This window comes from Kosakonia sp. BYX6 (assembly GCF_038449125.1).
GTDB classification, from domain to species: domain Bacteria; phylum Pseudomonadota; class Gammaproteobacteria; order Enterobacterales; family Enterobacteriaceae; genus Kosakonia; species Kosakonia calanthes.
Genome location: NZ_CP151800.1, coordinates 896,204 through 909,426, shown reverse-complemented (window position 1 = coordinate 909,426; position 13,223 = coordinate 896,204). Strand labels below are relative to the sequence as shown.

At 53.2% G+C, this 13,223-nt stretch carries 13 protein-coding genes and 1 tRNA gene; 4 read left to right on the top strand and 10 right to left on the bottom strand.

All coding sequences use genetic code 11. The features are described 5' to 3' along the window. Positions 1-9 precede the first annotated feature (9 nt). From AAEY27_RS04295 to AAEY27_RS04265, 7 genes are all read right to left on the bottom strand, one after another. Positions 10-444 carry a hypothetical protein gene (locus AAEY27_RS04295; protein WP_342323682.1) on the bottom strand — a complete coding sequence of 145 codons (435 nt, stop codon included), beginning with the start codon at positions 442-444 and terminating at the stop codon, positions 10-12. After that, positions 444-641 (bottom strand): helix-turn-helix transcriptional regulator, encoded by a 198-nt coding sequence (locus AAEY27_RS04290; RefSeq protein ID WP_103786849.1) that lies wholly within the window; start codon positions 639-641, stop codon positions 444-446. Before AAEY27_RS04290 ends, AAEY27_RS04295 begins: the two co-directional genes overlap by 1 nt. A gap of 217 nt (positions 642-858) precedes the next feature. Continuing rightward, positions 859-1,503, bottom strand: coding sequence for a hypothetical protein (locus tag AAEY27_RS04285; protein WP_342323681.1), 645 nt, complete (start codon positions 1,501-1,503; stop codon positions 859-861). A gap of 282 nt (positions 1,504-1,785) precedes the next feature. Continuing rightward, entirely contained in the window at positions 1,786-3,000 is a 1,215-nt protein-coding gene (locus AAEY27_RS04280) for a tyrosine-type recombinase/integrase (protein ID WP_342323680.1), read from the bottom strand. A 164-nt stretch (positions 3,001-3,164) separates the two neighbouring features. Beyond that, a tRNA-Gly gene (locus AAEY27_RS04275) sits at positions 3,165-3,238 on the bottom strand. A 92-nt stretch (positions 3,239-3,330) separates the two neighbouring features. Further along, the gene (gene actS / locus AAEY27_RS04270) at positions 3,331-4,032 is read right to left on the bottom strand and encodes an amidase activator ActS (RefSeq protein WP_342323679.1); all 702 of its coding nucleotides are present in this window, start codon (positions 4,030-4,032) and stop codon (positions 3,331-3,333) included. A gap of 83 nt (positions 4,033-4,115) precedes the next feature. Continuing rightward, positions 4,116-5,015 (bottom strand): LysR family transcriptional regulator, encoded by a 900-nt coding sequence (locus AAEY27_RS04265; RefSeq protein WP_342323678.1) that lies wholly within the window; start codon positions 5,013-5,015, stop codon positions 4,116-4,118. A gap of 218 nt (positions 5,016-5,233) precedes the next feature. On the opposite strand from AAEY27_RS04265, the gene AAEY27_RS04260 reads away from it, so the two are divergent. From AAEY27_RS04260 to idi, 4 genes are all read left to right on the top strand, one after another. After that, a complete protein-coding gene (locus AAEY27_RS04260; protein ID WP_342323677.1) occupies positions 5,234-6,727 on the top strand; it encodes a UbiD family decarboxylase in 1,494 nt (497 codons plus the stop codon). A gap of 10 nt (positions 6,728-6,737) precedes the next feature. Continuing rightward, positions 6,738-7,325: a UbiX family flavin prenyltransferase gene (locus AAEY27_RS04255; protein ID WP_342323676.1), complete on the top strand. Its 588-nt coding sequence runs from the start codon at positions 6,738-6,740 to the stop codon at positions 7,323-7,325. Positions 7,326-7,341: 16 nt separating this feature from the next. Further along, positions 7,342-8,058, top strand: coding sequence for a DUF554 domain-containing protein (locus AAEY27_RS04250; protein ID WP_342323675.1), 717 nt, complete (start codon positions 7,342-7,344; stop codon positions 8,056-8,058). 115 nt (positions 8,059-8,173) lie between these two features. After that, positions 8,174-8,725 carry an isopentenyl-diphosphate Delta-isomerase gene (gene idi, locus AAEY27_RS04245; RefSeq protein ID WP_342323674.1) on the top strand — a complete coding sequence of 184 codons (552 nt, stop codon included), beginning with the start codon at positions 8,174-8,176 and terminating at the stop codon, positions 8,723-8,725. A 44-nt stretch (positions 8,726-8,769) separates the two neighbouring features. On the opposite strand, the gene lysS is transcribed toward idi, so the two are convergent. The 3 genes from lysS to recJ form a co-directional block, all read right to left on the bottom strand. Next, positions 8,770-10,287: a lysine--tRNA ligase gene (lysS, locus tag AAEY27_RS04240; RefSeq protein ID WP_342323673.1), complete on the bottom strand. Its 1,518-nt coding sequence runs from the start codon at positions 10,285-10,287 to the stop codon at positions 8,770-8,772. A gap of 9 nt (positions 10,288-10,296) precedes the next feature. Continuing rightward, positions 10,297-11,395 (bottom strand): peptide chain release factor 2 gene (gene prfB, locus AAEY27_RS04235; protein ID WP_342323672.1). Its coding sequence is split into 2 segments (ribosomal slippage): positions 10,297-11,319 and positions 11,321-11,395, totalling 1,098 coding nucleotides; the frame shifts between segments, so codons are not numbered across the junction. A gap of 91 nt (positions 11,396-11,486) precedes the next feature. Next, positions 11,487-13,220: a single-stranded-DNA-specific exonuclease RecJ gene (recJ, locus tag AAEY27_RS04230; RefSeq protein ID WP_342323671.1), complete on the bottom strand. Its 1,734-nt coding sequence runs from the start codon at positions 13,218-13,220 to the stop codon at positions 11,487-11,489. Positions 13,221-13,223: the final 3 nt, after the last annotated feature.

The following is a 13,223-nucleotide window of genomic DNA, read 5'->3' as shown; positions in this document are numbered from 1 at the left end:
TCGGCTCCGTTATGCGGCGTTAAACGCGTCCGGGTAGAGGTTCAGAATGTCGGTAATATCCTGCTGAGATAATCCGGGATGTTCATTAATGGTAGCGTTATGGTTCACAAGCTGGATCACCTTGAGAACGTCACCTCGGCAGGAAAAGCGGTAGCGCAAGTGTGCGCCGATACCATCCGGGTTTTTCTCGTCGATACGCTCCAGTTGAATATTAAGCTGGCGCTCCAGCTCAGACGCATAATTACGTCCGGATGAAAGACGGCAGTAACGCAGAATATCATTTTCTGTCCATCCCTCTACACCAGTGCGCAGCATATAGACACGGGCGCGGTGTTTCTTTGGGGTACGCTTCGGTACTTGTACCGGGCTGGTGGTCGGCGTAATATCAGACGTGCGAATATCTGAGTTAGCCGCCTGCTGTATAGGGCGGTTTTTCTTTTTCATTACGCCACCTCGCCACGGGATTCAGCGATGCGCTGATTAATCCATTCATCAATTTCACTTTCAATAAAAGCGATAGAGCGCGAGCCTATTTTAATTGCGGCAGGAAAACGCTGCTCACTCATAAGACGATATAACCATGCCTTACTATAGCCAGTGCGCTTTTGTACTTCGGCGAATCTAATTAATGACTGGGACATATTTACCTCGTAACGTCCATTGCGATTTACGAGATAAATGATGGCATAGAAATAACGTTATTTACCGCAACAATAGGGCTAATGGTGGGCAGAGGTAAATTACTATGAGGGTAAGGGTATTTATGATTCACATCATTATCATAGTAAGTATCTTTTTACCCTCAGGGTGAGAATAAATCCGCAGCATATGACTTACTTCCATCCTGAGGGTTACTAATCACTTCCTTTTTATAGGGCAGGCGACTTTTTCGATTGCACGGGCTTGGGCATCAGGCATTTTTTGATATTGTTGTTTCAGTTGTGCCACCAAAGCCTCCTGTGAAGGGATGGTTTTACGGTTATCTTCATCATACCGTGCCCACTCAGCATTACGCAGTTGGATAGCAATCAAAAGAGGATCATCGCTCCGGAACTCGCCTAACAGAGAGGGCAATTGAGTAGACAGTCTTTCGATTTCACTCTTTAATCGTTTAATCTCATCTTCCAGCTCGTCTCTGGATACCTCAATAGCATTTAGTTTTTCATTTTCTTTGGCCCGCTTCTCAGCTTTTATTTTTAGTCTTCTCTCGGCAATATGTTTAAACTTCTCTAGGCATGGGGGAATTGTCACATTCAAGTCTAAAAAGGCAGCCGTAATTTCAGTCCCTTTAAAATAAAACTCTCGATACCATCCTTCACTACCATCAACTCGAGTATAAACCCCCGCAAATTCTGGATTTTGATCCTCAACATACTCCCCACCAAGAGCCATACTGTTTAAAAATTGTAGTGATTGCTTTGAAAATCCTTCACTTTTCTTGAATCCGTTAATAACGTCGTAGTCATATAAATGAATCGGCTCCCCAAATGGAATGTCATCCACATACCAATATGCTTCCCTGGCTATTATTGCGCACGCATCAGAAAAACTAATATCTTCTTGCCTGGATATTTCAGATAACAAAAGCTCAAAATGTATTAATTCATTTTTTTCATTATTTATTCATTGAAACAGCCCCATCACGCCACCTCGCGCCCTCTGATTTTGGCGGCTATGCCAGCCCGCAGAGATGTACGGGGTTTCGGGGATCAGCCTAGACATAGCCTATTCTTTGTTCGTCTACAGAAGTCTACCCGCATCAACTATCACTGTCTATTCATCCAGTCATAAGGATTGCCCAAAACGCCCGTGAATCACGTTTTCACGGTGTTCCTGCGCATCCATATAGTCGGCATACCATTGGAGCATTTCCCGGCGACCATCGAGATACTGAGCATGGTTGTAGGTGCCGCGAATAGAGTTTTTATCGACGTGGGCGAGCTGCGTTTCAATCCATGCGGTGTTATAGCCCTGTTCGTGGAGAATGGTGCTCATGGTATGGCGGAAGCCGTGGCCAGTCACTCGCCCAGCATAACCAATGCGGCGTATGAGTACGTTCATAGCCATTTCGCTCATCGGCTTACTGTGATGAATCCGGCCAGGGAAAATAAACTGGTAATGTCCGGTGATTGGTTTTAGCTGCTCCAAAATGGCAATAGCCTGATCAGATAATGGTACACAGTGTGGGCGACGCTTTTTCATTCTGGCTGGTGGCACTTCCCACAGGCGTTTTTCAAAATCAATTTCTGACCATTCCCCTTGCCGTAACTCTCCGGGGCGTAAACCTGTAAGCACCTGCAAGCGCATTGCCAGCTTAACCACAATGCTGCCACTGTAGGTATTTAACGTTTTAAAAAAATCTGGCAACTCTTCGTGTTTCAAAAAAGCATAATGCTCTTTCTTATGCGGGACAAAAGCACTAACCAGATCAGGGGCGGGATTATACTCAGCCCTACCAGTAACGATGGCATAGCGCCACACTTCGCCACAGCGTTGCCGGACTTTACGTAGCTTCTCGGTCGCCCCGCGTTCGTCCAGCCGGGAAAGGACGCCCATCAGTTCCATCGGCTTAATTTCAGCAATAGGACGCCCGCCAATAAACGGGAATACGTCTGTCTCAAACGTCTTCATCATTTCTTCGGCATAACCAGCAGACCAGCGATCAGTGCGCTTTTCGTACCATTCGCGGGCGATAGCTTCAAAGGTATTCCCCCTTTCCTCCTCCCTTGCCTGCTTTTCTCTCTTACGTACATCGCTGGGGTTTATGCCTGCTACCACCAGCTTTTTTGCCTCATCGCGTTTCTGCCTTGCTTCATTGAGTGAAATGGTGGGGTAAGTTCCAAGTGATAGCATTTTTGGCTTGCCGTCAAAACGATAACGAAACCGCCAGCCCTTCGATCCATTCGGCTCAATGAGTAGAGATAGGCCGCTACCATCATTGAGTGTATAGGGCTTATCGCGTGGCTTAGAGCGCCTGATTTCAAGGTCTGTAAGTGGCATTGTGTATAGTTCCAGAGTGTAGAGCGCGGGCTATACGCATTACTATACACATAGATGTATAGATTCCGGTAGATGAAAGTAGACGTAGAAATAACGATGATTGCCGATAACGCTTATTGTTATTGGGTTTTATAGACTTAGGTGGACGTTGAGAAATGTTTATTTGGAGCGGGCGAAGGGAATCGAACCCTCGTATAGAGCTTGGGAAGCTCTCGTTCTACCATTGAACTACGCCCGCTTTGGAGTGCGTTACGCATTATAGACTTTACACAACGCCTGACAACCCACCGAAACGCTAACAGGTTAATTTATGGCCTGTTAGCGCTGGAGTTAACACTTCGGTACGCTGCCCTGCGGCGGTAAATAGCGCAGCGGATCAATCGCTGTCGCGCGGTAGCGCAACTGGAAGTGCAGGCGCACAGAATCCGCGTCAGTGCTGCCCATGGTGGCAATCTTCTGCCCGGACCTCACGCTCTGCCCGTTGTTCACCAGCAGCGTATCGTTGTGCGCATAAGCGGTGATGTAATCTTCACTGTGCTTAATCATGATCAGGTTGCCGTAACCGCGCAGTTGGCTGCCGACATACACCACTTTCCCGGCGCCGGCGGCATAAATCGCCTGCCCGCGCGAACCGGCAATATCAATGCCTTTATTGCCGCCGTCGGAAGTGGAATAGGTCAGGATCACTTTACCGGTGGTTGGCCAGCGCCAGCAGCGTTGCCCGACAGGCGGCCATGAAGATTGCGGCACAGAGGAAGACGGTCTGACTTTGGCTAATTTCCCCGAGGAGGCCGACGCTTTCGCCGCGCCTTTCACTTTCAGCCGTTGCCCCACTTCAATGGTGTACGGCGGCGAAATGCCGTTCATGCTGGCCAGATCTTTCACGCTGGTGCCGGTCATACGCGAAATACGGTACAGCGTATCGCCCCGCTTCACCGTATAGGTAGAGCCGGAATAGCTTGTGTTACCGGCACAGCCCGCCAGCAGCAAACCAACAGCCAGGCAAACGGCAATACGAAATGGGCTTCTCATCAGGCGTCCTGCGCGCAAAACAGATCCTCGAATGAAATAAAGGGCGTCATATGATAACAGCCACAAACCTGATGCCAACCCTTTCACGCGTGATGCCGTGGAATCGGGTAGCCCTGAGCAATGATCTCCATAATTTCCGGCAGATAGGGCATGGCCGTCATTTTCACCAGCGCCGGATAAAACACCTGCGGCGACGGAAACACATCCACCACATGGCAGTTGGGCAATTTGCGGGCATCGACTTCTGACGATGGCAGCAGCGTCGCTGCCGCCAGGCCAGATTCCAGCCACTCCAGAATCACGCCCGGCTGAGTAATATGCATAATCACTTTCGGATTTCCGCCCGCCTTGCGAAACAGATCAATCAGCATCTCATAGGTGCCGGCATCTTTTGCCCGGTGCAGCAGTACCAGCGGAAAAGCGGCCAGCGCCTGGTAATCAAAAGGGTCCGGCGGTATTTCCGGCAGGCACTGTTTACTGATCACCGCCACCAGCCGCACCGGATCAAACGAGACATAATCAAAACCTTCGCCACGGTATGGCCGCTGGATTAAAGCTAAATCGATGGTGCCTTCATTCAGCATGGTTTCTAAATGGCTGGAATCGGTCACTGAAATATTAATTTCCGCATCCGGGTGGCGTTTATAAAGCTCCAGCAATAGCGGTTTGAAATAAGATTGGAAAAGATGCGTTAAGCCGAGTCTCAACTGGAATTTCTCTTTATTGGCAATCGCCACGGTTTCACGCGCGGTATCTTCAACCTGGCGTAATATTTCGCAGGCTTTACGATAAAGAAAATAACCGGCGTCGGTCGGCTCGATACGATTTCCCTGGCGCGTGAATAACGAAACTTGCAGCTCTTCTTCCAGTTCCTGAATACGCTTGCTCAGCGGCGGCTGTGCCATATTCAGCATTTTTGCCGCCTGGCTCACCGAGCCTTGCTCGACGACACGGCAAAAATAACGCAATCTTTTCAAATCCATACGGCTTTTCTCCGTAATACCTGAACGTCAAGTATCACACTTCGCGCGATAAAGGAAAAGTCCAGCCTTTTAATCATTTCAGCAACCTACATGCAACAATTTTCTAAATAGTACTTTTTTGATCTGGTCAGGATCAGGAAAACGGTATTTGTTTAATCCCCTCCATAAAAATAAGGTAATCGCAGTCAGTAAATTCCCATCTAAAAATGGAAAAGACCATGCCAACCAGCAAAAATAAAAACGCCAGCGGCGTTTCAGATTTACGCTCAGCGCTTAAATTATTGAAAACACTTCCCGGCGAATATGTTGAAACCGATACCGAAGTTGACCCGCACGCAGAACTCTCTGGTGTTTATCGCTACGTGGGCGCAGGCGGTACCTGCCAGCGTCCGACGCGCAAAAATGGCCCGGTTATGGTGTTCAACAACATCAAAGGGTTCCGGGACATTAGCGTCGCCATCGGCCTAAACGGGTCGCGCAAACGTGTCAGCCATTTCCTCAACTGCGAACCGGAAAAACTCGGTCATCTGCTGAAAGACTCGGTTCAGAACCCGATCGCGCCCGTGCTGACCAAAGAGCACGCGGTTTGCCAGGAAGTCGTACACCTTGCCAGCGACGTGAATTTCGACCTGCGCAAACTGCTGCCTGCGCCGACCAATACCGAAGAAGATGCCGGTCCGTATATCACCATGGGTCTATGCTATGCCTCCGATCCAGAAACGCATGAATCGGACATCACCATTCACCGCCTGTGTGTACAGAGCCGCGACGAACTGTCGATGTGGCTGACGCCGGGTCGCCATATCGATGCTTTTCGCATGAAGGCGGAGGCCGCAGGCCAACCGTTGCCGATCTCCATCAGCATCGGTGTCGATCCAGCCATCGAAATCGCCGCCTGCTTTGAGCCGCCGACCACGCCGCTGGGCTATGACGAACTGAGCGTTGCCGGTGCGCTGCGCGGCCACGCAGTTGAAATGGTGCAGTGCAAAACCATCAATGAACGTGCCATTGCGCATGCTGAAATCGTCATTGAAGGTGAGCTGCTGCCGAACGTGCGTCTGCGTGAAGATCAGAACACCGATACCGGCAAAGCGATGCCTGAATTCCCGGGTTATACCGGCGAAGCGAAAGAGGCGCTGCCGGTTATCAAGGTGAAAGCGGTAACTCATCGCTATAACCCCATCTGGCGCACCACTGTCGGTCCGGGCGAAGAACACGTCAATATGGCGGGGATTCCAACGGAAGCCAGTATCCTCGATATGGTGGGTCGCGCCATGCCGGGCAAGCTGCTCAATGTTTTCGCGCACTCCGCGGGCGGCGGCAAGTTGCTGGCAGTGATGCAATTCAAAAAATTCACCCCGGCGGATGAAGGCCGCCAACGCCAGGCTGCGCTGCTCGCCTTCTCGGCCTTCCCGGAACTGAAACATGTGATTCTGGTGGATGAAGACGTGGACATTTTCGACAGCGACGATGTGCTGTGGGCAATGCAAACGCGCTATCAGGGCGATGTGGATACCGTTACCATTCCCGGTGTGCGTTGCCATCCGCTCGATCCCTCGCAGATTCCGGCTTACAGCCCGAGCATTTTGCAGCAGGGCATGTCCTGCAAAACCATTTTTGACTGTACGGTGCCGTTCCATCTGAAAAGCCACTTTGAACGTTCAAAGTTCAAAGAAGTGGATGTGAAACGCTTCCTGCCAGATTTCGAATAAGGGGAACGGTGTGTCCACATCTCAACGCATCATTGTCGGCATTAGCGGCGCTTCCGGTTTTCAGTATGGCGTTAAAGCGCTTGAGCTATTGCGCGGGCGGAGCCTTGAAGTCCATTTGGTTGTCTCGAAAGGGGCGGAAAAGACCTGCGAACTGGAAACGGATTACGCGCTTGATGAGGTGATGCGGCTTGCGGATGTGGTTCACCCCATCGGCAATCTTGGCGCCGCCATCTCCAGTGGATCGTTTAAGACGACGGGCATGCTTGTCGCGCCCTGCTCCATGCGTTCTCTGGGATCTATCGCAAACTGCCTGACGGATAATCTGCTGACCCGAGCCGCCGATGTGGTGCTGAAAGAGCGCCGTCGTCTGGTGTTGTTGGCGCGCGAAACGCCGCTTAACCTCGGCCACATTCGCAACATGCAGGCGGTGACTGAAATGGGCGGGATTATTTTCCCGCCGGTTCCGGCGCTGTATCAGCGTCCGCAAACCACAGACGAGATCATTACTCACAGCGTCAGCCGCGCGCTGGATCTGTTTGGTATTGATGTGAAAAACCTTCCGCGCTGGGGCGAGGGCAACTTGTCCCATCCCGCGTAATCTTGCAGGAAATATTATGTTAATCGGTCCTTATGTGAACGGCGCCGCGGTTATTGTCGGCGGTCTGCTCGGTTCACTGGTTGGCACGCGCATTCCCGAGCGCGTCAAAGTGGCACTTCCCCTCACCTTTGGTCTCTGCTCCGTGGGGCTTGGCATCAACCTGGTGATCAAAGTGAAGTTTATGCCCGCAGTTGTGCTGGCAATGGTGCTGGGCGCGGTCATTGGCGAAGCGTTCTTTTTTGAAAAACAGATTGGCCGGGCCGCAGGGACTACGCGCGGTTTGATCAACCGTATTTTCCCGCCAGTGCAGGGTTTGACACATGATGAGTTCACGGAAAAATTCGTCGCGATTCTGGTGCTGTTTTGCGCCAGCGGAACGGGGATCTTCGGCGCGATGCATGAAGGGATGACAGGCGATCCGTCCATTCTGTATATCAAGACGGTGCTCGATCTGTTTACCGCCGCAATCTTTGCCACCATGCTGGGATTTTCGGTTATGACCATCGGCATTCCGCTGATCATTGTGCAGGTCGCGCTGGCAACGCTGGCGGTCTACATCCTGCATATGATCACCCCGGACATGATGGCGGACTTCTCGTGTGCAGGCGGCTTGATTATGGTGGCGACCGGGCTGCGGATTTGTAATATCAAGCCCTTTCCGGTAGCGAACATGCTTCCCGGCCTGGTACTGGTAATGCCCTTTTCCGCTCTGTGGGCCAAACTTTTTGCCTGAGAGTGAATATAATGAGCGCTACCCGGTGGCGCTACGCTTGCCGGGCCTGCGGTGATGTCAATTCCGTGGGCCGGATAAGCGTAGCGCCATCGGTACTTTCAGTACGGGAGTCGTTATGGGTTTTCAAGAACACGTTATTTTAGTTAACGACCAGGGAACGGTAATCGGCACACAGGAAAAATACGCCGCGCACACTTCACATACACCGCTGCATCTGGCTTTCTCTTGCTGGCTTTTTAATTCGTCAGGCGAATGCCTGGTTACCCGTCGCGCCCTGAGCAAAAAGGCGTGGCCCGGTGTGTGGACCAACTCCGTTTGTGGGCATCCGCAATTGGGTGAAACCACAGAGCAAGCGATGATTCGCCGCTGCCGCTATGAAGTCGGCTCTGAGATCACCAACATTACTCCTGTCGCCGCGGATTTTCGCTACTGCGAAACCGACCCTTCAGGCATTGTCGAAAATGAAATCTGCCCGGTTTCTGCGGCGCAAATCCAGACGCCGGTAAAAATTAATTACGATGAAGTGATGGAATATCAGTGGGTTGAACTGGATGCGCTGCTGCGTGCGCTGGACGCGACGCCCTGGGCTTTCAGCCCGTGGATGGTTGCAGAAGCCGTGAGCGCAAAAGACGAACTTCGGCAATTCGCCGCTGAATTACAGCCATAAAAAAGCCCCGACGCGCTAACGCCGGGGCTTTGTACGCTCAGTGATTATTTCACCGGACGCATCGCCGGGAACAGGATCACGTCACGGATGGTGTGACTGTTGGTAAACAGCATCACCATACGGTCGATACCGATACCCAAGCCCGCCGTCGGCGGCAGACCGTGTTCCAGCGCGGTCACGTAGTCTTCGTCGAAGAACATCGCTTCGTCGTCGCCCGCGTCTTTCGCCGCAACCTGGTCAGCAAAACGCTGCGCCTGATCTTCTGCATCGTTCAACTCGCTGAAACCGTTGCCGATTTCACGACCGCCGATAAAGAACTCAAAGCGATCGGTGATTTCAGGGTTCTCGTCATTACGACGCGCCAGCGGAGAAACTTCAGCCGGGTATTCCGTGATGAAAGTCGGCTGAATCAGATGGGCTTCCGCCACTTCTTCGAAGATCTCGGTCACGATGCGGCCCAGACCCCAGCTTTTCTCAACATGAACACCGATTGCTTCGGCAATTGCTTTCGCGCTGTCGAAGTTGTCCAGATCGGCCATTTCGGTTTCCGGACGGTATTTCTTGATCGCTTCGCGCATGGTCAGTTTTTCGAACGGCTTGCCGAAGTCAAACGTCTGGTCGCCGTAAGGCACTTCTGTCGTACCGAGAATGTCCTGCGCCAAAGTACGGAACAGCGATTCGGTCAGTTCGATCAGATCTTTGTAATCCGCATACGCCATATAGAGTTCCATCATGGTGAACTCTGGGTTATGACGCACGGAAATACCTTCGTTACGGAAGTTACGGTTGATTTCGAACACACGTTCGAAACCGCCAACCACCAGGCGCTTGAGGTACAGTTCCGGCGCAATACGCAGGTACATGTCGAGATCCAGCGCATTGTGATGGGTGACAAACGGACGCGCGGATGCGCCGCCCGGGATCACCTGCATCATCGGGGTTTCCACTTCCATAAAGCCGCGGCCAACCATGAACTGGCGAATACCGGCCATGATCTGCGAACGCACTTTGAACGTTTTGCGGGATTCATCGTTGGCGATGAGATCCAGATAGCGCTGGCGATAGCGCGCTTCCTGATCCTGTAAACCGTGGAATTTATCCGGCAGCGGACGCAGGGCTTTGGTCAGCAGACGCAGCTCGGTGCAATGGATTGAGAGTTCACCGGTCTTGGTTTTGAACAGCTTGCCGCGCGCGCCGAGGATGTCGCCGAGATCCCACTTTTTAAACTGCTCGTTGTAAATGCCTTCCGCCAGATCGTCGCGGGAAACATACAGCTGGATGCGACCGCCCACGTCCTGCAAGGTAACGAAGGACGCTTTACCCATAATGCGGCGCGTCATCATACGACCCGCAACCGCAACCTCGATGCCGAGCGCTTCCAGCTCTTCGTTCTCTTTGCCATCGAATTCAGCGTGCAGCTTGTCAGAAGTCTGATCGCGACGGAAATCGTTCGGGAACGCAACGCCCTGCTCACGCAGCAGCGCCAGCTTCTCGCGGCGATTTTTCAGTTCATTATTAAGATCGACCGCCGCGTCAGCGCCCTGTGCTTGTTGTTCAGACATGTTGGTTCCTCATAACCCTGCTTTCAAACTTGCTTCGATGAATTGATCCAGGCTGCCGTCCAGCACCGCCTGCGTGTTACGGGTTTCAACCCCGGTGCGCAGATCTTTGATGCGGGAGTCATCCAGGACGTAAGAACGGATCTGGCTACCCCAGCCGATGTCAGACTTGGTGTCTTCCATCGCCTGCTTCTCAGCATTTTTCTTTTGCATTTCCAGTTCATAAAGCTTCGCTTTCATCTGCTTCATGGCCTGGTCTTTGTTTTTATGCTGGGAGCGGTCGTTCTGGCATTGCGTGACCAGCCCGGTCGGAATGTGAGTAATACGCACCGCAGATTCGGTACGGTTGACGTGCTGACCGCCCGCGCCGGATGCGCGATAAACGTCGATACGCAGATCCGCCGGATTGATTTCGATATCAATATCGTCTTCCACTTCCGGGTAAACAAACGCAGAGCTGAACGAGGTATGACGGCGGCCGCCGGAGTCGAACGGGCTCTTACGGACCAGGCGGTGAACACCGGTTTCGGTACGCAGCCAGCCATAGGCGTAATCGCCGATAATCTTGATGGTAACGGATTTGATACCCGCAACTTCACCTTCAGACTCTTCGATAATTTCAGTCTTGAAGCCGCGCGCTTCCGCCCAACGCAGGTACATACGCAACAGCATGCTTGCCCAGTCCTGCGCTTCGGTGCCGCCAGAACCCGCCTGAATATCAAGGTAGCAATCGGCGTTGTCGTATTCGCCAGAGAACATGCGGCGGAATTCCAGCTGTGCCAGCTTCTCTTCCAGCCCATCCAGTTCGGCGACAGCTTCGTTGAAGGTCTCTTCATCGTCGGCTTCAACCGCCAGCTCAAGCAGGCCAGCGACATCTTCGAGGCCCTGAGTCATTTGATCCAGCGTGTCAACGATGGCTTCCAGTGAGGAACGCTCTTTCCCCAGCGCCTGTGCGCGCTCAGGTTCATTCCACACATCCGGCTGTTCCAGCTCGGCGTTTACTTCTTCCAGACGCTCTTTCTTGGCGTCATAGTCAAAGATACCCCCTAAGAACGTCGGAGCGCTCCGTGAGGTCCTGAATGCGATTTTTTACCGGGTTAATTTCAAACATGGTCTGATTTCTTTTAATGGACTTGTCAAAATGCGGTGATAAGGGCGGAAGTTTACCGGATTCCCGCCCTGTTTTATAGCGAATACTGGCGCTAAAGTGGCCAGAGATTCTCGATGATTAGCTGCACGCTACGGTTGCCGCGAAACTCGTTTACATCAAGTTTATAAGCAATATTCACCTGCCGCACGCCGTTGTCCGGCCAGCAGGTGGTATCGACGTTAAACGCGATGCCATCAAGCAATGGGCCGCCGCCGACCGGCTCCAGCATCATCTTCAAATGACGCTCGCCCACCAGCCGCTGCTGCAACAGGCGAAACTCGCCGTCGAACAGCGGTTCCGGGAACATCTGCCCCCAGGGACCGGCCTCACGAAGCATTTCCGCGACCTCAAGCGTCATCTCCTGCGCCGTTAGCGGCCCATCGGAGACAATTTCGCCCTGCAATAACGACGGATCCAGCCACTCGGTGACCAGCTCGCCGAAACGTTGCTGGAACTCGTCAAAACGCGCTTCTTCCAGCGTCAGACCGGCCGCCATCGCGTGGCCACCAAACTTCAACATCATGCCGGGGAAGAGCATATCCAGGCGCTCCAGCGCATCGCGCATATGCAGCCCCTGAATAGAACGCCCAGAACCTTTCAGCACGCCGTCTCCGGCAGGCGCAAACGCAATGACCGGGCGGTGGAAACGCTCTTTGATACGCGACGCAAGAATACCGACAACGCCCTGATGCCATTCGGGATGGTACATCGCCAGCCCGCCGGGCAGCGTTTCGCGGCTGCGCTCTAACTGTTCGCACAGCGTTAGCGCCTCGGCCTGCATGCCTTGCTCAATCTCTTTGCGTGTCTGGTTGAGCGCATCAAGGTCGCTGGCAAGCTGGCGCGCTTCGCCGAGGTTGTCACACAACAACAGCGCGACACCAACCGACATATCATCGAGCCTGCCCGCCGCATTCAGGCGCGGCCCGAGCGCAAAACCCAGGTCGCTGGCCGCCAGCTTTTGCGCATCGCGATTGGCAATTTCCAGCAGTGCTTTGATGCCCGGTCGGCAACGCCCGGCGCGAATACGGCTCAGCCCCTGCCAGGTGAGAATACGGTTGTTGGCATCCAGCGGCACCACATCCGCCACCGTACCGAGCGCGACCAGATCGAGCAGCTCAGCAAGGTTCGGCATGGCTAAACCACGTGCGTCAAACCAGCCGTTGTCGCGCAGAAATGCACGCAGCGCCAGCATCAAATAAAACGCGACGCCAACCCCAGCCAGCGATTTCGACGGGAAATCACAGTCGCGCAGGTTTGGGTTAACAATCGCTTCCGCTTCCGGCAGCGTATCGCCGGGCAGGTGGTGATCGGTCACCACGACCGGGATCCCCAATTCGTGCGCTCGCGCCACACCAGTATGGGAAGAGATACCGTTATCTACCGTCAGGATCAGCTGTGCGCCACGGGCATGCGCCTGATCGACCACTTCCGGGCTAAGGCCGTAGCCGTCATCAAACCGGTTCGGTACCAGATAACTCACGTTGTCGCAACCCAGCGCGCGCAGCGCCAGCACACTCAGCGCAGTACTGGTTGCGCCGTCCGCGTCGAAGTCGCCCACCACCATAATGCGCAACCCTTCGCGCAACGCATTGTAAAGGTGTGTCACCGCCTCATTGATACCGGTCAGTTGCTGCCACGGCAGCATGCCTTTCACGCTGCGCTCCAATTCACTGGCATTGCGTACGCCCCGGCTGGCATAAAGCCGACGCAGCAATGGCGGCAATGAATCTGCCAGTTCTAGCGAGTTATCCACCTCACGGCGGCGAAGTTGTATCTGAGCTTTCACGCG